The 22,760-nt window shown below is 69.9% G+C and carries 15 protein-coding genes; 11 read left to right on the forward strand and 4 right to left on the reverse strand.

Annotation, left to right across the window (positions count from 1 at the left end):
• Window positions 1-61: 61 nt before the first annotated feature.
• From IPL40_04260 to IPL40_04305, 10 genes are all read left to right on the forward strand, one after another.
• Window positions 62-1,822, forward strand: coding sequence for a hypothetical protein (locus IPL40_04260; protein ID MBK8480378.1), 1,761 nt, complete (start codon window positions 62-64; stop codon window positions 1,820-1,822).
• Between the two features lie 1,191 nt (window positions 1,823-3,013).
• Window positions 3,014-3,259 (forward strand): hypothetical protein, encoded by a 246-nt coding sequence (locus IPL40_04265; GenBank protein ID MBK8480379.1) that lies wholly within the window; start codon window positions 3,014-3,016, stop codon window positions 3,257-3,259.
• A gap of 131 nt (window positions 3,260-3,390) precedes the next feature.
• Entirely contained in the window at window positions 3,391-3,828 is a 438-nt protein-coding gene (locus IPL40_04270; GenBank protein ID MBK8480380.1) for a hypothetical protein, read from the forward strand.
• Window positions 3,829-4,347: 519 nt separating this feature from the next.
• Window positions 4,348-6,333 carry a hypothetical protein gene (locus IPL40_04275; protein ID MBK8480381.1) on the forward strand — a complete coding sequence of 662 codons (1,986 nt, stop codon included), beginning with the start codon at window positions 4,348-4,350 and terminating at the stop codon, window positions 6,331-6,333.
• A gap of 273 nt (window positions 6,334-6,606) precedes the next feature.
• Complete coding sequence (locus tag IPL40_04280; GenBank protein MBK8480382.1) at window positions 6,607-7,467, forward strand: lamin tail domain-containing protein; 861 nt, start codon at window positions 6,607-6,609, stop codon at window positions 7,465-7,467.
• A gap of 189 nt (window positions 7,468-7,656) precedes the next feature.
• Entirely contained in the window at window positions 7,657-8,406 is a 750-nt protein-coding gene (locus IPL40_04285) for a hypothetical protein (protein ID MBK8480383.1), read from the forward strand.
• Window positions 8,369-9,982, forward strand: coding sequence for a hypothetical protein (locus IPL40_04290; protein MBK8480384.1), 1,614 nt, complete (start codon window positions 8,369-8,371; stop codon window positions 9,980-9,982). The genes IPL40_04285 and IPL40_04290 overlap by 38 nt, the downstream gene beginning before the upstream one ends.
• A gap of 3 nt (window positions 9,983-9,985) precedes the next feature.
• A complete protein-coding gene (locus IPL40_04295) occupies window positions 9,986-12,538 on the forward strand; it encodes an error-prone DNA polymerase (GenBank protein MBK8480385.1) in 2,553 nt (850 codons plus the stop codon).
• Between the two features lie 5 nt (window positions 12,539-12,543).
• Window positions 12,544-13,212 (forward strand): hypothetical protein, encoded by a 669-nt coding sequence (locus tag IPL40_04300; protein MBK8480386.1) that lies wholly within the window; start codon window positions 12,544-12,546, stop codon window positions 13,210-13,212.
• A 132-nt stretch (window positions 13,213-13,344) separates the two neighbouring features.
• A complete protein-coding gene (locus tag IPL40_04305) occupies window positions 13,345-14,169 on the forward strand; it encodes a PilZ domain-containing protein (GenBank protein MBK8480387.1) in 825 nt (274 codons plus the stop codon).
• A 37-nt stretch (window positions 14,170-14,206) separates the two neighbouring features.
• Here IPL40_04305 and IPL40_04310 read toward each other — a convergent pair whose 3' ends face one another.
• The 3 genes from IPL40_04310 to IPL40_04320 all read right to left on the reverse strand — a co-directional run bounded on the left by IPL40_04310 (window position 14,207) and on the right by IPL40_04320 (window position 17,752).
• Window positions 14,207-15,133, reverse strand: coding sequence for a hypothetical protein (locus IPL40_04310; protein ID MBK8480388.1), 927 nt, complete (start codon window positions 15,131-15,133; stop codon window positions 14,207-14,209).
• A gap of 177 nt (window positions 15,134-15,310) precedes the next feature.
• Complete coding sequence (locus IPL40_04315) at window positions 15,311-16,588, reverse strand: ATP-dependent 6-phosphofructokinase (protein MBK8480389.1); 1,278 nt, start codon at window positions 16,586-16,588, stop codon at window positions 15,311-15,313.
• A complete protein-coding gene (locus IPL40_04320) occupies window positions 16,589-17,752 on the reverse strand; it encodes a PEGA domain-containing protein (protein ID MBK8480390.1) in 1,164 nt (387 codons plus the stop codon).
• Between the two features lie 452 nt (window positions 17,753-18,204).
• On the opposite strand from IPL40_04320, the gene IPL40_04325 reads away from it, so the two are divergent.
• A complete protein-coding gene (locus tag IPL40_04325; GenBank protein MBK8480391.1) occupies window positions 18,205-21,174 on the forward strand; it encodes a hypothetical protein in 2,970 nt (989 codons plus the stop codon).
• Here IPL40_04325 and cls read toward each other — a convergent pair.
• Window positions 21,160-22,608: a cardiolipin synthase gene (gene cls / locus IPL40_04330; protein MBK8480392.1), complete on the reverse strand. Its 1,449-nt coding sequence runs from the start codon at window positions 22,606-22,608 to the stop codon at window positions 21,160-21,162. The genes IPL40_04325 and cls overlap by 15 nt on opposite strands.
• Window positions 22,609-22,760 lie beyond the last annotated feature (152 nt).

Consider the following 22,760-nt stretch of genomic DNA (forward strand, 5'->3'; position numbering starts at 1 on the left):
ATGCAGAGGGGCTTGATGTTTTCTGGCCATGCGCGCATCGTAGCTAAGTCGAGATGTAAGAATGCGCACACTAACAAATGGCGGCTTGGCCTTCGCTCTTGGCGGCAGCTTCGTCGCGGCCCTGGCGCTCGGCGTGGGCTGCAGCAGCGGAGGTGACCAGGCGCCAGCGTTGGTCGGGGTGGTGGCGCGGGCGGCGACGAACGCGGCCAACAGCATGAACTCGATGAACGCGCTCAACTCGATGAACGCGCTCAACGCGACAAATTCGATGAACTCGATGAATTCGATGAACGCGCTCAACGCGCTCAACTCGATGAATTCGATGAACGCGCTCAACTCGATGAACGCGCTCAACGCGCTCAACGCGCTCAACTCGATGAATTCGACGAACAGCGTGCTCACCGGGGCCGCGCTGGATGCGGGCGAGCTGCGCATCCCGTCGACGACGCTGACGGACTTCGGGCGCTACACCCTGGCGCAGACCGAGCTGCTCTGCCCGGCGACGCGGCTACCGCACGTCTTCGATCAGGGCACGCCCGGGGACGCATCGGATGACATTGCGGCGCACGTGACGGTGCCGCGCTGGTTGGTGCTGAAGGATCAGGTCGAGCTGGTGCGCGAGGCCTGCGCCAATCCGGTGCCGGCGACCTGCGGCAACGGCGTGGTCGATGGCGGCGAGAGCTGCGACACGGGCATCCCGCTCGGAGAACCGGGGGCCTGCCCGGCCGTGACGGTGGCGATTGACGAAGACTTCGACGGCGACGGCAGCTTCAACCCTGGCGGCGGCGTCGACCAGAGCGTGACCTACGAGGTGCTCTCCGCGATCGGCCTAGCCTGCGGCGACCGCGCCTATCGGCCCTTCCTCTTGCACCCGACGACAGGACCGGAGGCCACCGCCAACCCCGAGACCTTCAGCACCTACTTTCGCTACCTCTGTCTGCAGAGCTGGGACGAAGCGCAGAGCAAGCCCGTCTACCGCTGCGGCAAGGGGATGCTCGCCGCTGGCGTCTCGGGCTACGCCGTCCGCGACGGCACGCTCTCCGCGCGGCCGATTTACCTCTCCGAGCTCGATTGGGGCGGCAATGTTTGGAGCCGCCACTGGCAGTTTCGCGAGCATCACATCGGCTCGATTCCGGAGGCAATCGCCGCGGGGCAGCAGATCGGCTACGCGCTGGACGCCGCCTGGGGCCTCAACCCGCGCGAGACGCACGCCGGCGGCGGCAGCAAGGAGCCCGACTACCTGGCCGCGCTGGCGCTTAAGACCGCGACCAACCGCACGGGTGTGACCGTCAGCCCCTACAACCGCGCCAACGCTACTGGTGGCGTCAGCTTCGAGAGCAGCGAGCTCAATCAATGCGAGCCGGGCTACCACAGCTACCCCGACCTCGCCTCCAGCGGCGCCCTCGAACAGGGAATGCTGCTCAATCTCAGCGTCGCTGGCTGGTACCAGGACGGCTGCACCTGGGCCCGCGACTGGGGCCTGCCCACGCTGCCCACCCAGCAGGCGGGGAGCTGCCAGGTCTTCGATATCGGCGCGGGCCCGCTGCAGACCCGCATGGGCCTCAACCTCGGCGACGCCACGCCTCGGCGCTGCCCCAGCTTCGCCACCTGCGAGCCCGGTAAGAGCTGCTGCATCGGGCGCTTCGCGCTCGGCGGGTACCATTCCTGCGCGGTAAAAGCGGACGGTACGGTGTGGTGTTGGGGAATGAACGAGATGGGTCAGCTCGGACAAGGCACTGGCGGTCAGCTCGGACGGCTGGCGCCGACCCAGGTAGCGCTGTCGCCAGGCCGGTCCTCATCGCGCCGGCGGGCGCCCGCCTGACAGGCGTCCTCGAGGTCGCGCTGGGAAGGTCCCACACCTGCATTCGACGCTCTGATGGCAGGGTCTGGTGTTGGGGATCGAACTACGCGGGCGAGCTCGGCGATGGCAGCACCATTGAGCGCTGGTCCCCCACGCTGGTCACCGCGCTCGGCACCGCAGCCGTCGAGCAGCTGGCTCTGGGCGGGTCGCACAGCTGCGCCCGGCGTACCGATGGCACCCTGTGGTGCTGGGGCGAGAACAGCTATGGCGGGGTCGGCGATGGCACGACCATCGACCGCCTCGCCCCGGTGCTGGTGACCACTCTCGGCTCCACCGTCACCTCCGTCAGCCTCGGCGAGTACCACAGCTGCGCGGGGCGCGGCGATGGCACGCTTTGGTGCTGGGGCGTGAACTGGCAGGGTCAGGTCGGCGACGGAACAGGCGTCGATCGGCTTCGTCCTGTGAGAGTCACGGCGCTGGGCACGAACGTAGCGGAAGTCGCGCTGGGATCCCGCCATAGCTGTGCCCTGAGGAGCGATGGCACGGCGTGGTGTTGGGGGCGGAACGATGCGGCGCAGCTGGGCGACGGCACGACGCTAGACCGCCTCAGCCCAACGATGGTTAGCACGCTGGCGACCTCGGTCGCTGCGATGGCGAGCGGGGGCTCGGGGAGCTGTGCGCAGCGTGCGGATCGCAGCCTCTGGTGCTGGGGCGATCAGGCCCTGGGCGACCCGTGGGTGGAGGGGCGATTCCCGATCGCGGTCACTGCTCTTGGCACCACGGTGGCCGAGATTGCGATGGCCCAGGATGGGCACAGGTGCGCGAGGAGTACGGAGGGCGCGCTTTGGTGCTGGGGCCCGAACGAGTGGGGGCAACTCGGCGACGGGACGGTTCTGGGTGCGGAGGCGCCGACGCGCGCGCTGACTTTGAACTGCGAGTGCGGCGACGGGGTGTGTAGCCGCAGTGAAGGCCCTGAAACGTGCCCCGCCGACTGCCGGCAGGCGAGCTGCGGTGACGGACGCTGCTCGGAAACGGAGGCGAGCGGCACTTGCCCCATCGATTGCCGCCAGAAGGCCTTCGACCGCCTTTTCGGCGGGCCATATCGTGTCTGCGCGCGGCGTACGGACGGCGCCATGCGGTGTTGGGGTGAAGGTGCCACGAGCCCAGTGACGTCACGACTGGCACGCAACTGATCCCCCCAGTGGTGACGCGCTGGGAAGCAATGGTCGAGCTGGGGCCAGCGCGCGCGCGGATGGCAGTCTGTGGTGCTGGGGCCAGAACTCGAAGGGCCAGGTCGGCGACGGCACCACGGGTGGGACAGCCAGCCCGGCGGCCGTGACCACCCTCGGCACCGCGGTCGCGGACACGCGGCTCGGAACGGTACGCCCACACGTGCGCGCGGCGCACAGACGGCACGCTCTGGTGCTGGGGGAACAACAGCAGCGGACAGCTTGGTGATGGCACCTCCGCCAACCGCTCCACTCCGGTGCGGGTCACCACCCTGGGCACCACGGCAGCCCGAGGTGTCCGCCTGCTCCGGCTGCACCCCTGCGCTCGCGCGAGACGGCAGCACCTGGTGCTGGGGGGGAATGGGAGCCGGCAGCCTTGGCGATGGCACAACCATCAACCGGCTCAAACCCGTACGTGTCACAACCCTTGGCACCAACGCGACCGCCCTCGCGGCCGGCTATGAGCACAGCTGCGCTCGCCGCAGCGACGGAACGGTCTGGTGCTGGGGCAATAACCTCTATATGGAGATTGGCGACGGCACGACCATCAGACGGCTGAAGCCAATCCGGGCCACGGCGCTCGGGACCGACACTCGGACTTCATGGCCAGCGCCACTCACAGCTGCGCGCGGCGCACCGATGGAAGCCTCTGGTGCTGGGGCGCGCCCATCGGCAGGCTGGGGACGGGCTGGTGCGGGGATCCGGCGTACTCCTGGCGGCCGCGGAGTTGCGGGACTCGGCACGCAGGTCGCTGAGGTCGCGCTTGCCTCGAAAATTGCACCCGCCCTGGACGTTTGACGATGGCCGGCCGTGGTGCTGGGGGAACGATTCCTTTCCGCTCCGGTCCTACCCGCGGCCACGCCACCGCCACATGGCGCTGATATCTGCGGCGACGGGCGTTGCTCGCCCCTGGAGCGCCGAGACGGCGGTTGCCCGGGCGACTGCGCGACCACCTGCGGGAACTGCGTCTGCGATGGCATGCTCGAAGATGCAGTTAGTTGCCCTGCGGACTGCCCGCCCGGGGGCCTGTGCACGCCGAGCCAATGCGGCAATGCGCGCTGCGAGGCGGACGAAACGTGTGCGCTCTGTCCAGGCGACTGCGGTACTTGCTATACGACCTGCGGCAAGCACGGCTGCGAGCCGGGGGAGACGTGTACGAGCTGCCCTGACGACTGCGGCGCGTGCGCGGCGCCGGCCTGCGGCAATGCGAGCTGCGATGCGGGCGAGAGCTGCGGTTCGTGTCCGAGCGACTGCGGGGCGTGCGGGGGCACGGCCTGGGGCGCACCCGCCGGGGCGCTGAGCGCGACCTTGCAGGCGGTGACCTTCCCTGTCGATACGACTGTGGGCTACGCGGCGGGCACCAACGGCACGCTGCTCAAGAGCAGCGACGGCGGGGCGAGCTGGACGGCGCTGAGCGCGGGGACGGCGGCGACGCTGCGGGCGCTGGCTTTCGCCGATGCCCAGACAGGCCTCGCCGCGGGTGACGGCGGCGTGCTGCTCAAGACCAACAACGGCGGCCTGGCGTGGACGGCGCAGAGCTCGGGCACGACGGCGACGCTGCGGGCCCTCGCCCTGCTCGATGCGCAGACGGGCTTCGCCGCGGGCGATGGCGGCGTGCTGCTCAAGACCACCAACGGCGGCACGAGCTGGAGTGCGCTGACCTCGGGCACGGCGGCGGCGCTGCACGCGCTGCGCTTCGTCGACGCGCAGACGGGCTTCGCGGCCGGGGACGGCGGCGTGCTGCTCAAGACCACCAACGGTGGCACGAGCTGGAGCCCGCTCAGTTCGGGCACACCGGCGACGCTGCGGGCGCTGGCCTTCATCGGCCCGCAGACGGGCTTCGCCGCCGGTGACAACGGCACCATCGTCAAGACGATCAACGGCGGCAGCAGCTGGAGCACGCTGACCACCGCGGTCTACGGGACGCTGTACGCGCTGAGCTTCCCCCTCGGTGCGCTGCAGGGCACGGCGGTGGGCGAGGGGGGCCTGGTGCTGCGCACGACGGATGGCGGCACGACATGGACGCAGGAGAGCTCGGGCACCTCGGAGACCTTGCTGGCCGTGACCCTGCCGGCGGACTGGACGATGGGCGTGGCGGTGGGCGCCAACGGCGCCGTCATACGGCGCATCCCGCCCTGGGAGCCGTCGATCCTCTACGACACGGAGGTCGCGAGCCTGGCGCCGCCGACGGTGTTGCCGAGCACGGACCTGACCAAGCGCGTGGCCTTCGCCGGCAATAACAGCGGCTGGCTCTATGCGCTCAGCCCGACGGCGCGCGTGCCGCGCTACAGCCCGGCGCGGCTGGCCGATGCGGTGCAAGGCCGCAGCCCGGTGGGTAAGCTACCGGGCGACAGCTTCAACACGCTCTATGCCGCGACGGCCTCAGGCCTGGGCTATGCGATCAACGCCGACACGGGCGCGCTGCGCTTTACGACCGATGCCGATAGCGGCCTCGCCGGCGACCAGCCGCTGGGCGCGGCGCTGGTCGCCGCGCCCGTGGTCTCGCCCACGCGCAACCTGGCGTTCTTCGCGACGCGCAACCTCAGCGGCGCGCAGAATCGCATCTTCGCCTTCGACGCCAAGACGGGCGTGTGTCGCTGGGTGCTCAACGGGAGCTGCGCCGGCGCCACCGGCGCCCTCAATGTGGGCCAGATCAGCGGCAGCCCGATTCACGATGCGACGGCCCGCAAGCTCTTTGCGACGAGCACGAGCCTCAGCGGCGGTAGCACGCTCTGGGCGGTAGATGCGGGGGATGCGACGCCGGGGACGGTGAGCTGGAGCCGTAACCTCGGCGACAGCGACGCCTCGCCCAGCTTCGCCGAGACCACGCGCACCAGCCTCTATGTGGGCACCAATGCCGGCCGCCTGCATCGGGTCCGCGCGGCAGACGGCGTGAGCTGCTGGAGCACGCAGGGTAACGGTTGCACCAGCTTCAAGGGAAACGAGCGGGCCTTCTGCACCGCCACCGACGCGCTCGGCACGAGTTGCGCCGCTGGCAGCGCCATTGCCTCGGGGGTGGTCGTGCTCTGGAGCGGCAGCCACCTCGGCCGCTTGCTCTTCGCCACGGCCGACGGCCACCTGCGCCTGCTCAACGCCGACGGCTCGCTGGTCTGGAAGACCAGCAGCGCTATCCTGGGGCGAGTCTGCCCTTGGCCATCCCCGAGCGCGACAGCCTCTTCGTCGGCGCCAGCGACGGCAAGCTCCGCGAGCTCAGCCTCACCACCGGCGCCCTGCTCAACACCCAGACCGTCGGCAGCGGCAGCGCCGCCGTCGGCAGCCCCGCCTACGACACCCGGGCCCTGATGCTCTACGTCGGCACCAGCACCGGCACCCTCTTCCGCTACAACCTGGCACCCTAGAGCGCCGATCCGGCTGACTGCCGCAGGCTAGCTCCCGATCAGCCTTCGAGGCGACCGCCGGCTTGGACGGTGGGCCGCCGCGGCGGATCCGGATTTCGGTTCGCGCAGGCCACGCCTTGGGCAAGGGCGCGACTTTCAAGGATCACGGTTCGGCACAGCGCGTGCTTTTGAGGTGGCGTTGGGCCGCGACTGCGACTGGCGGCCAAGGGAGGTGGTGGTGAACGCGACTTGGCGTTCAGCCCTGGGGCTGATTGGCACCTTGCTCGGTGCGCTGCTCGGTGGTGGCTGTGCCAGCGATTTCTGGTTGCTGCCGATCGAGGACAGCGGCGTGACAGCAGCGGCGGATCTCGGTCGCGCGCAGCTATCGCAAGCGGCGGGGACGGTTGGAGCCGGGGCGTCCTTGGGCAGCCCGAGTGCTGGCGGTGGATGGTGGTCGGACCTCGGCGGTTGGCCCGATGTGGGGGTGGGTGAGGCGGGCGCTCGTGGCCCTCGTGATGGCGGAGTGGCGCCGCCGATGTCCCCCGACGGTGCCGCGGAGGAACCGCGCGCGGCGGGCGATCTGATCTTCACTGAGTGGATGCAGAATCCAGAGCTAACGACAGATAATGATGGAGAATGGGTCGAGCTGTTCAACCCGGCCTTCGATCGCGCTTTGACGCTGCGCGGGTGCGTGCTGCATGACGGCGGCCTCGACCGACACGCGATCATGGCGGAGGTGCTGGTGGCGCCGCGCGGGTTCGTGGTGTTGGCGGCCAGCGCCGCTGCCCTCGGTGAGCGCCAGCCGGCCATCGATTACGTCTACTCCGGCTTCGTGCTCAGCAACAGCGCTGACGAGTTGATGTTGAGCTGCGGCGGGCAGGTCATCGATACGGTGGTCTACGGCGGAGTCCGGCGCTTTCCCAACGCGGCGGGGGCCAGCGTTAGCCTCGATCCAGCGGCCTTCGATGCGCTGGCCAACGATGAAGGCGCGCGATGGTGTGTGGCGACGAGCGTCTATCGGCGCGGGACGGATGGGCAGGGTGATCGCGGGACGCCGGGGATGCTCAATGATCGCTGTGCGGTCCCGGTGGCGCGCTGAGCGCGGACCGTGTCGCCGAGGGCAGGGCGAGCGCATGCTCGATGAGCTGTGATGGCGCGGTGACCGCAGGCTCGCGTGGTCGTTGACGGGCAGAGCTCGGATCGCTAGACTGAACACTTGTTCAGCGATGCGAGCTCAGCGAGGAGTGCTTCTTCCGACGGCGAGGCCGTCGGGTTGGGGAGCGATCGTGTGGCAGAGGGTCTACGCCCCTGGCGCGAGCTTGGTCGTGGCGCCTCTGTGGTAGCGGGCCTGGCCGTGGTGCCGACGGGCATCGCGGCGCTGGACCTGCTGCTACCCCATCGGGGCCTGCCCGTGGGTCGCCTGGTCGAGGTGGAGGGCGGTCGGTCGAGCGGCAAGCGCGCGCTGGTGGCGGCGATTTGCGATCGTCTGTTGCGGCGGCGGCAGCGCGTGGCTTGGATCGACACCAGCGGCTGTTTCTATCCTTTACCTGCGTTGGAGCACGGCGCCTGGTTGGACCGGCTGCTGGTGGTGCGACTAGGTCAGGCCGCAGCACGCGCTCCGATAGCCGCTGCACTCAAGGCCGCCGAGCTGCTGCTACAGGCCAGTAGCGCGTTGACCCTCGTCGTCATCGATGCGCCGTTGAGGCCGCCTCGCGGGCAGCCACTGGCCCAGCTTGCGCGACTGCGCTTCGCCGCCGAGCGCGGTGGAACGACGGTGTTGTTCATCAGTGAGCAGGCCACCCCGAAGCTGGCGCTCGGCACAGCGCTCGGCACAGCGCTCGGCACCTTTAGCTGCTTACGACTGCGCGTGGACTATCAGGAGAAGCAAGGCCTACGGGTCGTGATCGTCAAGAGCAAGCTCGGGCAGATGGGGCAGCGGGCCCAGGTGAAGAGCGACAGGCTGCAGAGCGACAGGCTGCAGAGCGAAGAGGAGCGGATCGATGGGTCGCACGGCGTGTTTGTGGATCGCACGGTTTGAGCTGCAGGCGCGGTTGTTGGCCGAGCCGTCGTGGCGTGGCCAGCCGCTGATCCTCGCCGATACGGCAGCGCTGCACCCGGTCGTGATCGCGACCTCGTCCGAGGGCGAGGCGGCTGGACTGAGCTGTGGCATGTCGCTGGCTACCGCGCGGGCGGTTTGTCCCGCGGCGCCGATTTTGCCGCCTGATCCGACCTTCGGGCGGCGCCTCGCGCGACGGGTGGTCGAGACGCTGTATCAGCTCGCGCCGGTGGTGGGCCGCGATGTGGAACGCGCAGCGGAGGGGACCTTCTTCGTCGAGCTGGACGGTCTGACGCAGCTCTATCCCGACGAGGTGGCGCTGGCCGCACGGCTGCAGCGAGCGCTGGTGGAGGACTGTGGGCTCGAGGCGGTGGTGGTGGCGGTAGCCGATCAGCCGACCAGTGCCTGGGTGGTCGCCCGCAGCGCTCTCGCCGCGTTGCCCCCGGCGCGGGTGATCGTGCCACGGGGCGAAGATGCGGCCTTCCTCGCTCAGCTGCCCTTGGAGGCGCTGCCACTGCCCCCGGCGCTGGCGCGGTTGGCGCGCTTGCTCGGCTGGACCCATGCCGGCGAGCTGCAGCGCTTGCCGCCGGGGGCGCTGTTGCGGCGCTTCGGTCAGGCGGGTGTCGAGCTGGAGCAGCGACTGCGCGGTCGTTGGGCCCAGCGCTATCGCGTCGAGGTGCCCGAGCTGATCGAGAGCAGCGAATTGCACCTCGACTATCCGACGGCCGAGCTCGAGCCGCTGCTCTTTCTGCATAAGAGCGTCCTCGATCGGCTGATCAAGCAGGTGGCGGTGAATCGGCAGGCGATCGCGGCGCTCGAGGTCACGTTGCGGCTGGCCGACGGCGCACGCAGCGTGCTGACGCGCCGCTTCTGTCCGCTGCGGCCGACGCTCGACGGGCGAGCCTTGCTCGAGTTCCTGACGCTGTGGTTATCCGAGGCGCCGGCCGCTGATGCCGTCGAAACGATCACCATGCGCGCGGTCGAGGTCGGGGTGGCCACGCTGCGTCAGCTGCGGCTGTTCGAGCGTCAGGAGGATCTGGCCGAAGAGGCCCTCAGTGCGGCGCTCGGCCGGTTGGCGGCGGCCTTCGGTAGCGAGGTGATTGTGCGGCCAGCGCTCAGCGATCGCTATCTGCCCGAAGGGCGGCTGAGCTGGAAGCTCGTGGAGCAGCCAGCGGTAGAGGTGGTGGCGGTGCCGTCACGGACGCGCGCCGTGCGGCAGCGGCAGCAGACGGGGACGGGAAGGGCGGGAAGGGCGGAGACGATCGCTCAGGCCGAGGGCCCCGCCCGTGGTTCAGAGGGTGTATGGCCCGTGCTGCAGCTGCTCGAAGCGCCGCTGGCCGTGATTTGGCAGGGCGACCGCGTGCGAGTCGGCGCGCATGGGCCATGGCAGCGCGTGATCGCCAGTGATGGGCCCTGTGCCCTCGAGGGCGAGTGGTGGGCCGAAGGCTTTCAGCGTGAGTACCTGCTGCTCACCACCGCCAGCCCTGGCGGCGATCGCGAGCGCTGGTGGGTCTATCGCGATCGCTCGGGGTTTCACCTGCAAGCGTATCTGGACTGAGCGATGGCAGGGCGGGGAGCTGCGCTAGCGCCCGTGGCCACGGCTGCCGCCTATGCGGAGCTGCACTGCCGCAGCAACTACAGCTTCCTCGATGGGGCCTCTCATCCGCAGGAGCTGGTCGAGCGCGCCGGCGAGCTGGGCCTGAGTTCGCTGGCGCTCACCGACCGCTCGGGCCTGTACGGCGTGGTTCGCGCCTGGGAAGCGGCACGAGAGCTGAGCGCTCGCGGTGCCGCTGCCGTGCCGCGGTTGATCTATGGCAGCGAGCTCGAGCTGAACGGTGATGGACAGCCCGGCGGGCTTGCTCCCGATGATGCGCTGGTGCTCTTGGCCGGCAATCGCGAGGGCTATGCGACGATCTCGCGCCTGATCAGCCGCGGGCGGCTGCGTGCGACCAAGGGCGCGTTCGCGTTGGCGCAGGACGAGGTGCTGGCAGCGCTTGGCGCGACGCGTGACGTGGTGGTGCTCTTCGGTGGCCCGCGCAGTCGCCTGCTGCGTCGCCTGTCCGAGGGACGCGACGAGGAGGTGCGACAGACCCTCGGTCGCTGGCGCGAAGCCTGTGGTGATGCGCTCTACCTCGAGCTGACGCGCCACCGCCGTCCCGGCGAGCACGAGCGCTCGCTGGTGCTCGCTGCGCAGGCGCAGGCGCTCGGGGTGCCCGTCGTGGCGACCAACGACGTCTGCTTTCACATCGCACCGCGCAAGAAGCTGCACGACGTGCTGAGCTGTATTCGGCGCGGCTGCACGCTGGCCGCGGCCGGCCGCACGCTGCTGCCCAACGCCGAGCGTCGGCTCAAGTCGGCGACGCAGATGCAACGGCTCTTCGCCGATCTTCCCGCTGCGCTGGCGCAGACGGTAGCGATCGCCGAGCGCTGTCGATTTACGCTCGACGAGCTGTGTTACGCCTACCCGGTCGAGTCGCTGGCGCCGGAGGAGGACGCGGACGCCAGCTTGGCGCGGCTGGCATCCGCGGGCCTCGTCGCGCGGCTCGGCTCGGCGCGTGCCGTGCAGCTCAGGCCGCAGCTCGAAAGGGAGCTGCGAATCATCGCGCAGCTCGGCTATGCCGGCTATTTCCTCACGATGTGGGACGTGGTGCAGTTCTGCGGCCAGCAGCACATCCTCTGTCAGGGACGCGGCTCAGCGGCGAACTCGCTCGTTTGCTATGCGACGGGCATCACCGCCGTCTCGCCCGATCAGATCGACATGCTCTTCGAGCGCTTCGTCTCGCTGGAGCGCCGCGAGCCGCCGGATATCGACCTCGACATCGAGCACGATCGTCGCGAGGAGGTCATCCAATACGTCTACGGCAAGTATGGCCGCGAGCGGGCGGCGATGGTGGCCGAGGTGATCCGCTATCGCCACCGCTCTGCCGTGCGTGATGTTGGCAAGGTGTTGGGGCTGAGCGAAACCGCGCTGGCGCGCGTCTCGCGCTTCCTCGCGCATGGCTGGCGAGGCGTGGAGGGTGAGGCCGCGCGCGCCGCGGGGATCGATCCCGAGGGCCGCAGCTGGCGTCAGCTCCTGCTGCTCTCGGCGGCGCTGGTCGACTTTCCGCGGCACCTCTCCATTCACGTCGGTGGCTTCGTGCTGTCGCGCGAAGCGCTGGAGCGCATCGTGCCGCTCGAGCGCGCACGGATGGCGGGGCGCACGGTGATCGCCTGGGACAAGGACGATCTCGACGCGCTCAAGATCTTCAAGGTCGACCTGCTCGGCCTGGGGATGCTCAACGTGATCGCCCGCGCCTTTCGGCTGATCACCGCGCGCCACGGCGTCGCCCTCGAGCTCGGCACCGTGCCGCGCGAAGATCCAGCGGTCTACGCGATGCTGCAGCGCGCCGATTCGTTGGGCGTGTTCCAGGTCGAGTCACGCGCGCAGATGAACATGCTGCCGCGGCTGAAGCCGCGCTGCTTCTACGATCTGGTGATCGAGGTCGCGCTGGTGCGGCCCGGGCCAATCGCTGGGGGCATGGTGCATCCCTACCTCCGTCGCCGTCGCGGCGAGGAGCGAGTGGAATACCCGCACCCCAAGCTGCGGGCGATTCTCGATCGCACGCTCGGCGTGCCAATCTTCCAGGAACAGGTGATGCGCATCGCCGTCGCCGTCGGCGGCTACAGCCCCGGCGAGGCCGATCAGCTGCGGCGTGACATGGCGGCCTGGCGCCGCCATGGGCGGATGGAGCAGCACCAGCAGCGACTGCAGGCGGCGATGTGCGCCGAGGGCATCGCCGAACCCTTTGCGCGGCGCATCATCCAGCAGATCGAGGGCTTCGGCAGCTACGGCTTTCCCGAGTCGCATGCGGCCTCGTTCGCGCACCTGGTCTATGTCTCGGCCTATCTCAAATGTCATTACCCGGCGGAGTTCGCCGTGGCGCTGATCAATGCCCAGCCGATGGGCTTCTACTCGGTGGCCTCGATCGTCGCCGACGCGCATCGTCACGGCGTGGCGATCTTGGGGGTCGACGTCGAGCAGAGCGAGTGGGAGGCGCAGGTCGTGGATCGGCCGCTGAGCCCTTCAGCACCGGCGGGCAGGGCCGACGGTCTGATGCGATCCGCCTCGGGTTAGGGGCCGTGCGCGGCCTAGGCGCGAGCGTCGCGCAGCGCATCGTCGACGAGCGCGGTCATCGGGGGCCCTATCGTTCGATCAGCGAGCTCGCCGCGCGCTGTGCGCTGGCGCGACCTCAGCTCGTCAGCTTGGCCTTGGCGGGGGCGTTGCGCGGTCTGCAGCCCGAGCGGCGGCGCGCGATCTGGGAGGCGACGGCGCTCGGCGGCAATGATCTGGTGGCCAATCTCGAGCTCGGTGAGGCCGCCGTGGCCTTCGCCCCGCTGCCCGCGGCGCTCGAGCTAGAGCTCGATTATGCGCACGCGGCGAGCTTCGTCGAGGGACACCCGCTGCAGCTCCATCGCTCATGGTTGCGGCAGCGCGGCGTGCTCGCCAGCGCCGAGCTGGAAGCGCAGCGGCCGGGTTCAAACGTGGCAGTAGCGGGCCTGGTCGTGGTGCGACAGCGGCCGGGCAACGGCCGGATGATCTTCATGGCGCTGGAGGACGAAACGGGCCTGGTCGACATAGCCGTGCCGCTCGCGCTCTTCGAGCGCCAACGGACGTTGATCCTGCTCTCGGGCCTGCTGCTGGTGCGCGGACGCCTGCAGCTCGATGGCGCTGCCCGAGCCGTGCTGGCGCAGCGCTTCGAGCGCTTCGGCGACGATGCGGTGCCCGCACGCGCACGCGATTTTCACTAGGCAAGGTTCACCGGGCGTCCGCCCTTGCAAATGGGGGTGCGACGCAGCACCCGCCGACGCCGCCACCTCACAAACGTTGGCGCTCGCCCGCCATCCGCGACTACACTAGTCGCCTGCTGCGGTGACGCCCAGATGCGCTATACGACAGACAAACGGATCAGCCCCCGACTGCGACGCAAGCTGCGCGTCGTCTTCGACCACGATCCGCACCTCGCCGCGGCGACGATCGACCTCTCGCGGCATGGTCTCTGTGTCGCTTCCGACTTCGTAGCGCCGCAGGCGAGCGAGGTGAGCGCCACGCTGGTGCTGCCCGACGGGCAGCGCATCCCCTTCTCAGGTCTCGTGCGCTGGATCCGTAAGGTGCGCGGGGAGTCCACGCTCGGCGGCACGAACAGAATGGGGATCCGCTTCGCCGCACCCTTGGGCGGCGCTTATGCCGACTTCATCGACCAGACGCTCGGCCTCTCGGGTCCTGCGATCGACGAGCTGGCGTCCGTGCCGACGATGCCGGGGACCGCAGAGGAGGCGCCGGCTCAGGTGACCTTTTCGCCGGCTGTAACCGCGGCGGAGGTGGCGGAGCTCGAGTGGCCCGTTCCGCCGCTGGGACAGGTCGAGCGCATGATGGCCACGGTGCAGCTCGGAGACCTGGCGACGAACTCGGAGAAACATCCGGCAGGGCTCGCGCTCGGTCGCGCCGCGCAGTGGATCGACGAGGCCGCCTCGCGTTGCCTGATGGCGCTCTTGCCGCCCGGCCTGCACAGCGCGGGCGTGGGGCTCTCCTTGACCCTGACCCATCGTCCACCGCTCGCGGTGGGCGCCCGAATCAAGGTCGAGGTCAAGGTCACGAGGGTGACGGCGCGCGGGCGTACGATCAGCCTCGAGGCGCGCATCAGCGAGGGCGCGCGCGAGCTGGCGAGCGGGCAGCTCGCGAGGATCGTCGTCGAGCCGGAGGGCTAGCGGCGCTGCTTCAGGCCGCGCCCCCGTGGTGGCGGGCCTAATCGTCCCAGCCAGCGGGTGGGGCGGCGAAGCCGCGCTGCGCGGGGAAGGGCGAGGCATAGCGGCGGCGCTGCGTCTCATCATAGGGGCGCCGCCATGGCCTCAGCTCGACCCCAAGCGCCAGCAGTCCGCGCTCGTCATCGTAGCGCAAGCCGAGCAGGCAATCCGGAACGGCGCGTCTGGCGCGCTCGAAGGGCACGTCGGTGACCGGCGCGTAGTGACGCTCACCGAAGGCCGTGCCGAGACCGGGGCGCTCCTCACTTCGCCGCCATCGGGAGCGGGCGCTCTTGCCTTCGAAGACGTCACTGTTGGCCGACTCGGCCGCCGCGCGGCCAGCGCCGGGTCGCGACAGGCTCTGCCGACTCGGCCGCCGCGCGGGAGCGGGGGCGCGATTCAGCCCGCCGCTGTCCTCTGCCGCAGAGGGGAGGTAAACCTGCGGTGGAGGCACGCGCTCGGGGAAGAACGCTACGCCGATCACGCCAACCTGCAAGGCATCGCCCGTGCGCGCTGCATAGGAGTTGCGCACGCTCGAGAAGCGAAACGCCGCGATCTCGTGATGCGAGAGGCGCCAGCCCTCGATCGTCAGCGAGCCCCAGGCGGGCAGCAGGTAGCCACGCTTGGCGAAGCTGCCGGAACGCCCGTCGAGCACGTCGCGCCCGTCGACGGTGGCGACGACCTCGACGCGCTGCCCGGAGTTGTTATGGACGCGCAGCGTGTAGCGGCGACCGCGCTGGCCGAGGAGGTAGCTCTCGCCCCGGTGCGCGTAGACTCGTGCCGGGCGGCCATCGACGAGGAGCTCCACGCTGTAGGGGCCTTGGCGGCTTTGTAGGCGCGGCGCCGCAGTGGCACAGGCGGCCGCGAGCACGATGGCGAGGGTGAGCAGCGTGGTGGCGAACGACAGACGCAGCAAGGATCCGTGTTTCATCGGCAGTGTCCCCCTTGGCAAGGGTCTACGCGCGGCAGCGAAAAACGATCTCGCGGCGCGATCAGCCGGGGTGCCCGGCGTTTGCGCGACCGGAGCGACTGGGCGACTGAGCGACTGGGCGACTGGGCGACTGGGCGACTGGGCGACTGGGCGACTGGGCGACTGGGCGACTGGGCGTCAGGCGAGCTGGGAGGGTTGGCCGGTGCTGTTGATGACGCTGCGCCAGAACGGGCCGTCGAGGGAGATGCTCTTGCGACCCGCGGTGGCGACGGTCAGGGGGAGGTGCGTCAGCCGGTTGAGCCAGAGCCCGACCACGAGGCCCGTCTTGCCGGCCATCGCCGCGTGGGCCGCGCACTCGGCCAGGTCACCGCAGAAGATGGCGTCGCTCGGGGTCGCGGCCGCCGCGCGGATGATGTAGCTCGGATCGATGTACTTGAGCTGGACATCGCGGGAACGGCCAGCGGTGAGGATCTGATCGCGCAAGAAGGTCCCGATGTCACCGAGCTTGGCGTTGCCTGAAGCGTCGGCCTCGGCGCCGCCCGCCAGGTGCTCCTGGCCCGCGCCCTCGGCGACGACGATCACGGCGTGGCCGCGGCGGTCGAGGCGTTCCCAGAGCCACGCCAATAGCCCGCGCTCACCCTCGAGCGTGAAGGGCAGCTCGGGGATCAGCACCAGGTTGGCCTCGCGCGAGGCCAGCGTTGCGGCGGCGGCGATGAACCCCGCGTGGCGGCCCATCAGGCGCACCAGGCCCACGCCCCGCGGCGCGCTGCGCGCCTCGACATGCGCCGCACGAATCGCCACGCTGGCGATCGAGACCGCCGTGTCGAAGCCGAAGGTGCGCTCAATGTAGGGCAGGTCGTTGTCGATGGTCTTCGGCACCCCGATGATCGCTATCGGCGCTGCGCGGCGCCGCACCTCCTGCTCGATCGCCAGGGCGCCCTGCATCCCGCCGTCGCCGCCGATGCAGAAGACCATGTCGATGGCGCGTTGCTGCAGCAGATCGACGACCTGCGCGACGGGCTGCGGACCGCGCGACGAACCGAGCATCGTGCCGCCCTGCAGGTGAATGTCCCGCACGACGCCGGGGTCGAGCCGCTGCAGGGGTTCGCGAGTGTCGGGCATCAAGCCGCGGAAGCCATAGCGCGCGCCGAAGATGCGCCGGACGCCGTAGCGGTGCCAGAGCGTCAACACCAGCTCGCGCACGACGTTGTTCATCCCCGGACAGAGGCCGCCGACGGTGACGATGGCCGCGGTGACGTCGGGGCCGCGAAAGAAATTCAGCGCACGCGGGCCGGCCAGCTCGAAGCGCGGTTGCTCTGCGCTCGCTTGCGTCGGGTCGAGGCAGAGGCTCGCGTCCGCGCGCGTGAAGTCCGCGACACAGTCGCCGCTGACGGTCGAGAGCTGGAGCGGTGAGGGATGGAGCGCCGGTCCGAGCGCGGCGATTGATAGGTCCATCTAGCGCACCTCGATCGTGACCTTCTGCGGCAGCACGAAGGGCAGCGCGATGCCGGTGGCGACGGCCGCTGCCGAGACACCGATCGCGGTCCAGAACCACCAGCGACGCGTGATCGAGTTGGCACGTCGGCAGACGCCCCCGCGGCAGCGGAGGTTGAGGGGGCACTCGCCGTCGCTGATGCAGGTCTTCAGGGCCCCGCCGAGCGGCTGGGTGCTCGGCTTAACGCCGGCCGCGGACCACGGGGTGCCGTGCAACAAGCGCGTGGCGGTGCCCGCGAGCGGCCGATCGAGGGGGGCGAAGACCTCGGACTTCCAGCGGCCGCCGCTGGCGTAGCCGACGACGATGGTGCAGGCGCGGGAGCTGCATCCCGGCCGGGCATCGACGACAAGCAGCTCCGAGGCCTCCTCCTTTGCCAGCAGCTCACGGACGGGCGCGGGCAGCACCTGGCCCTCCTCGCGGCGACGCGCGCTCGCCACGACGGGAGCCTCTGCTTGCAGTGAGTCGATCTCGAGCGTGACGGAGAGCTGCCGCGGTTCGCCCGGCTCCACGCGCACCCAATCGCGCCAGGGCGCATGGCCAGGGCGAAAGACGGTGACCCAATACATACCGGGGCGCAGGGCGCGCGTCTCGCTGGCAGGGCCGACGAGGTGCCCGTTGAGCCAGAGCAGGCCATCTGGGCTGCTCGTGACGCTGAGATGGCCGTCGGCCTTGGGCTGCTGCAGGACCTGCTTGTGGAATTCCTGGACCGTCGGGTTGAAGCGGTCCTGCGCTGGCGGCCGCGGATCGAAGAGGATCGCGTTATTCATCGCCCGCTCGGCGGCGTCCTGCTGCCCGTCGAAGAGCTCCGTCGCCGCCAACAGATGCAACGCGTCGACGTAGCCCTCGCCGGCGCTGCCAGCGGCCACGTCTGCCCGGAAGACCTCGAGCGCCGCCGTCACATGCTGGCGAACAGCGTCGAAGTCCAGCCCCTGGAACGCCTCCACGGCTTGGTCCATGTGCTGGCGCGCGTCCTGCGGATCACCGGTCGCGGCGATCTCCTGCGGCGGCGGATAGACCAAGCGGGGCAGGGCGCTGCCGCCGCGCTCGATCAGCGTGGCGAGCGCGCGCGCGGCCTCCGTGGTGGGAAGCAGCGCAGCGTCCTGGCCCACCGGAAGCAGCAGCACGAGGGGTCTGTCGGCCCCCGCCGCAAGCGGGAGCGCCAGCGCGAAGATGGCGGCGCCCCAGCTCCAAGGGATCGCCGTGCGCCGAGGATTTCGCGTGCGCGTGGAGCTGCTGCCGCGCCACTTCGCCGAATAGCTCGACGAATAGCGCGACGAATTGCTCGCTGAAGGGTGGCTCGCTGAAGGGTGGCTCGATGATCGGCAGGGCAAGGGGGGCCTCGATGGGTGCTGGCTCCGCGGGCCGTGGTCGGTTCCGCGGCGGCCAGCATAGCCTTCGCGCGTACCGCAGATCAATGCGGGGCCGCAATCGAGGCGCTGCGCCGGAGCGCAAGGGGTTCGTCGGTTGTCTCCGGGGCCCAGCGTCGCCTGCTGCCGGCCGCAGCTGCCTTGACCCGTTTCGGGGCGCCCGCTAGGGTCGGCGCACGATGGGGCGCGGCCTTCGTCTATGCGAAAGCGTGACCCTGGCGTTGCTGTTGGGGTGGGCCGGGGCGTCGCGTGCCCAGAGCGGGTCGTCCGAGTTGCGTGGCAGCGCGGACGGCAGCGCGGTGCACTACACGCTTACGCTTTGCGCCGCGTCTGGCGGGAAGCTCGGCCTCTTCTTCGACAGCCCCATGGCGCCCGAGGCGGCGGCCACAGCCGATGTAACGCAAGACGCCCCGCCCGCCGCGGTCGACGCCTGCGCCGACGTCAGCTTTATGCGCGAGGCAGTTCCGGTGGGCGTCTACCGCAGCTGGGCCCGGCTCGGCGATCAATCCCTGCTCGGGCCGGTGGAGATCTGCGTCGGGCCCGATCTGCAGGTGAGCGCGCTGAGCGGCACGGGCGACGGCGCGGCGGTCACGCTGAAGGCGCGGGTCTGCAACGTCGGGTCCGCGCCTTCGGGGCAAACGCGCGTCGTTTTCTGGCCGAACCGGGCGTCGGCGCCGGCGCCGAGCGACCCCGGCCCGGTCTTCGAGCCCCTCGGGGGGCTGGCCGTCGGTTCTTGCAAAGACGTAGAGCACGCCGCGGGCCAGCGCCCCAACGGCAATGCGGTGGCCTGGGCGGCGGTCGATCGCGGCGTGCTGGTGGTCAGCGAGTGCCGCGAGACGAACAACCTCAGCAGCCCGCTGCGCTACGGCGTGCACAACGCCGATCCGGCGCTGGGTGCGTTTCGCGCGACGGTCGACGGGACGACGGTGCGCTACGAGCTCGAGGTCTGCAATCGCGGTGACGCTACGGCGTCGCTAATTTTCGTCGACTTGTTTTACAGCGATCGGACGACCGACGATGCGTCGGGGGGCCGAGCGCCCGGCGATCAGACGCGCGCCTTGACCGGCCTGGCGCCAAATCAATGCGTCGCGCTCTCGCTGCAGCGCACGGGCACGCCCCCGGGCACCTATCGCTCCTTCGCCGTCCTGGACGCGGATCAGCTCGTCGCCGAGCCCGATGAAGGCAACAACGTCAGCCAGGCCATCGAGCTTCGCGTGGGCGGCGCCGGGCAGCAAGGTGGTGAGCAGGGAAGCGACGCGGGTTGCATCGACCGCGATCGCGACGGCGTCGGCGTGGGCCCTGGTTGCACGGGTGTGCCGGACTGTAATGACCAGGACGCGGCGCTGCGTCCTGGTGCCACAGAGCTCTGTGGCGACGGCATCGACCAGGACTGCGACTTGACGGCGGACGACGGCTGTCCGGGGGTCGCCTGCGTTGACGCGGATGGCGATGGTTTCGGAGTCGGCGAGGCGTGCGTCGTGGCAGATCCCAACGACGGTGACCCGAACATCTATCCCTGGGGTCCCTCGCAGGGTGAGGCCAGCAGCTCGCTATGTGTCGACCGCGACGGCGATGGCTGGGGGGTCGGACCAGGGTGCCCCGGGGTGCCCGACTGCGACGACGGTGATCGGCTGCGCCATCCGGGGATCGCGCGCGAGCGCTGCGGCAATCGAATCGACGACGACTGCGATCTGACGGTCGACGACGGCTGCCCAGGGGTGGCCTGTCGTGATGGAGATGGTGACGGTTGGGGCATCGGTCCCGACTGTGCGCTGGCCGACAGCAATGACGCCAACCCGCAGATCCACCCCTACGCGCGCTGCAGCGATGCGGACGGCGATGGGGCCGGGGTGGGGCCCGACTGCCTCGGGCCCTCGGACTGCGACGACGGCAATCCGGAGGTCCGGCCTGGAGCGCACGAGGTCTGTGGCAACGGCTTTGATGAGGATTGCGATCTGACGGCGGACGACGGCTGCCCCGGCGTCGCCTGTGTCGACAGCGACGGTGATGGTTGGGGGCGCGGCCCGGGCTGTGTGCTCGAGGACTGCGACGATGGCAATGCGCGGGTGTTTCCCACGGCGCGCGAGAGCTGCGGTGACGAGGACGACGACAACTGCAACGGGATCGCCGACGACGGTTGCCCTGGACGCGCCTGTGTCGATCGCGACGGCGATGGCTTCGGCGTGGGCGAGGCCTGTCCGCGACGGCAGGACTGCGATGATGAGTCGTTCGCCATCCACGCCGGCGCGACGGAGATCTGCGGCAACAGCCTCGACGACGACTGCGACGGCACGATCGATGAGGGCTGTCCGGGTGCCTTGGACGGCGACGGTGATGGGGCGGGCGTCGGTCGCGACGTGATCGGACAGCCCGACTGCGACGATCGCAACCCGAATCGCGCGCCGGGTCGGGCCGAGATCTGCGGCAACGACCTCGACGACGACTGCGACGGCACGATCGATGACGGCTGTCCGGGCGTCGACTGCCGCGACGCGGATGGCGATGGCTGGGGCGTCGGCCGTGCTTGCCGGGTGGAGGACTGCCGTGACGATGCGGCGGCAGTTCATCCTTGGGCCGCCGAGGTCTGCGGCGACGGGATCGACAACGATTGCGACGGGACGGTGGACGAGGACTGTCCAGGCGTCGCCTGCAGCGACGGCGATGGTGACGGCTGGGGCACGGGCGCGGCCTGTGCCGAGGCCGACTGCGATGACACGGATGGAGCCATCCATCGGTGGGCGGCGGAGCTATGCGCCGACGGTGTGGACAACAACTGCGATGGATCGATCGACGAGGGCTGTCTGCTTTGCCGTGACCGGGACGGCGACGGCGCGGGTGTCGGGCCGCAGTGCCCGCACTGGGACTGCAACGATCGTGATCCGCAGGTCTTCCCCGGAGCGGACGAGATCTGTGACCTCGTGGACAACGACTGTGACGGTCTCGTGCCCGCGGCCGAGCTCGAGTGCGCCGGTGGCGGTGACGAGGGTGGTTGCAGTTGCCGCGCGCAGGGGCGCTGGCAGGCTGCGGGGTTAGTGTGGCGCCTGCTGAGCGCCGCGGTCTTGCTGCTCGTGCTCGGCCGCCGGCTGCGGCGGCGATGGCGCCAGCGATCAGCGCAGCAGGGCCGGCGCGAGGATCGGCTGCCGCGAGGGCCCGCGGCCGCGCCCTCAGAGCATCGGTGAGAGGATTCGCGCCAGGCTCTCCGCGAAGAGCTGCAGCGGCGGCTTGTTGAGCAGCTCCTCGCTGCGGATCTCATGGGCCAGCCGGAGGTCGCGCTCGAATACGGCCGTCAGCTGATCGGCGAAGTCCGCGCCGTAGATCGCCGCGTTGATCTCGAAGTTGAGGCGAAAGCTGCGCATGTCCATATTGGCCGAGCCGACCGTCGCCCAGGTGCGATCGACGACCATCGTCTTGGCGTGCAGGATTCCCCGCTCGTACTCATAGATCCGGACGCCGCTGCGCAGCAGCTCCTGGTAGTACGAGCGTCCCGCGTGCAGGATCAGCGGCGCGTCGGATTTCTGCGGCAGCAACAAGCGCACGTCGACGCCACGCATCGCCGCCGTCTCGAGCGCCATCAGCAGCGCCTGATCGGGCGCGAAATACGGCGTGGTGAGGTAGATGCGCTCAGTCGCCGCGCTGACCGCAGCAAAGAAGATGCGCTGAATGGGCGGCGTGTCGCTGTCGGGACCGCTGGCGACGATGTGCACCATCGCCTCCCCGCGGGCGGGGTTCTCGGGGAACCAGGTGCGCTCGTCCGGCTCCTCGCCCGCGGCGAAGAACCAGTCGTCGGCGAAGACCTCCTGCACGTGCGTCACCGCCGGCCCCTCGATGCGCAGATGCGTGTCGCGCCAATGGCTCGCCGGGCGCCGGCGACCGGTGTACTCGTCGCCGATGTTGCAGCCACCGGCGAAGGCCACCGCGCCGTCGACGACGACGACCTTGCGGTGGTTGCGCAGGTTCGGATGCCAATGCCGGCTGAGTCGTCCGACCGGTTGGAATTGGGCGTGCTGGCCTCCGACCTGGACGAGGGGCTGAAGGAAGTCCTCGATGCCCCAGCTGCCGACGCCGTCGGTCAGCACGCGCACCTGCACGCCAGCGCGCGCCTTGCGAACCAACAACTCGCGAAAGCGGCGACCCGTATCGTCGGGCTGGAAGATGTAGAACTGGAAATGGATGTGCTGCTGAGCCGCCTCGATCGCCTGCTCGAGCGCGGCGTAGGTCTGCTCGGCATCGACGATCAGCGTGACCAGGTTGCCGACGGTGGGCCAGCGGCAGCCGACGCGGCTGCTCAGGCGCGCCAGGATGTTGACCTCGGCGCGGGCGAGCATCGGTCGCTGTTCGCCGGTGAGGCGATCCTCGTCGTCGACCAAGGCGCTCGCCAGTCGCGGCTCGATCGCGGTCGCCTGCGCTCGCCGCCGGCGGAGCTGCCGATTGAGGCGGCGGCGGCCGATCAGCACATAGATCAGCACGCCGAGGTAGGGAATCAGGACAATGCCGAGGATCCAGGCCATGGTCGCCGTGGGCTCGCGACGCTGGAGCACGATGTGCATGCTGGTGAAGAACGCCAGCAGATAGCCGACGACGATCAGCAGCCAGTTGACGGTTGAGAAGCTCACGGTAGCGTGCGGCCCATACCCATTGCGGCCGCGATCTTACCGCGAGAGCCGGGTGCCGCGTGCGCATTTTCGGCTGGCGCCTCGCGCGCGCCGGCGAGCAATGGATTCACGGACTGATTCACGGACTGATTCACGGACTGATTCACGGACTG

This window comes from Pseudomonadota bacterium (assembly GCA_016711215.1).
Classification (GTDB): domain Bacteria; phylum Myxococcota_A; class Polyangia.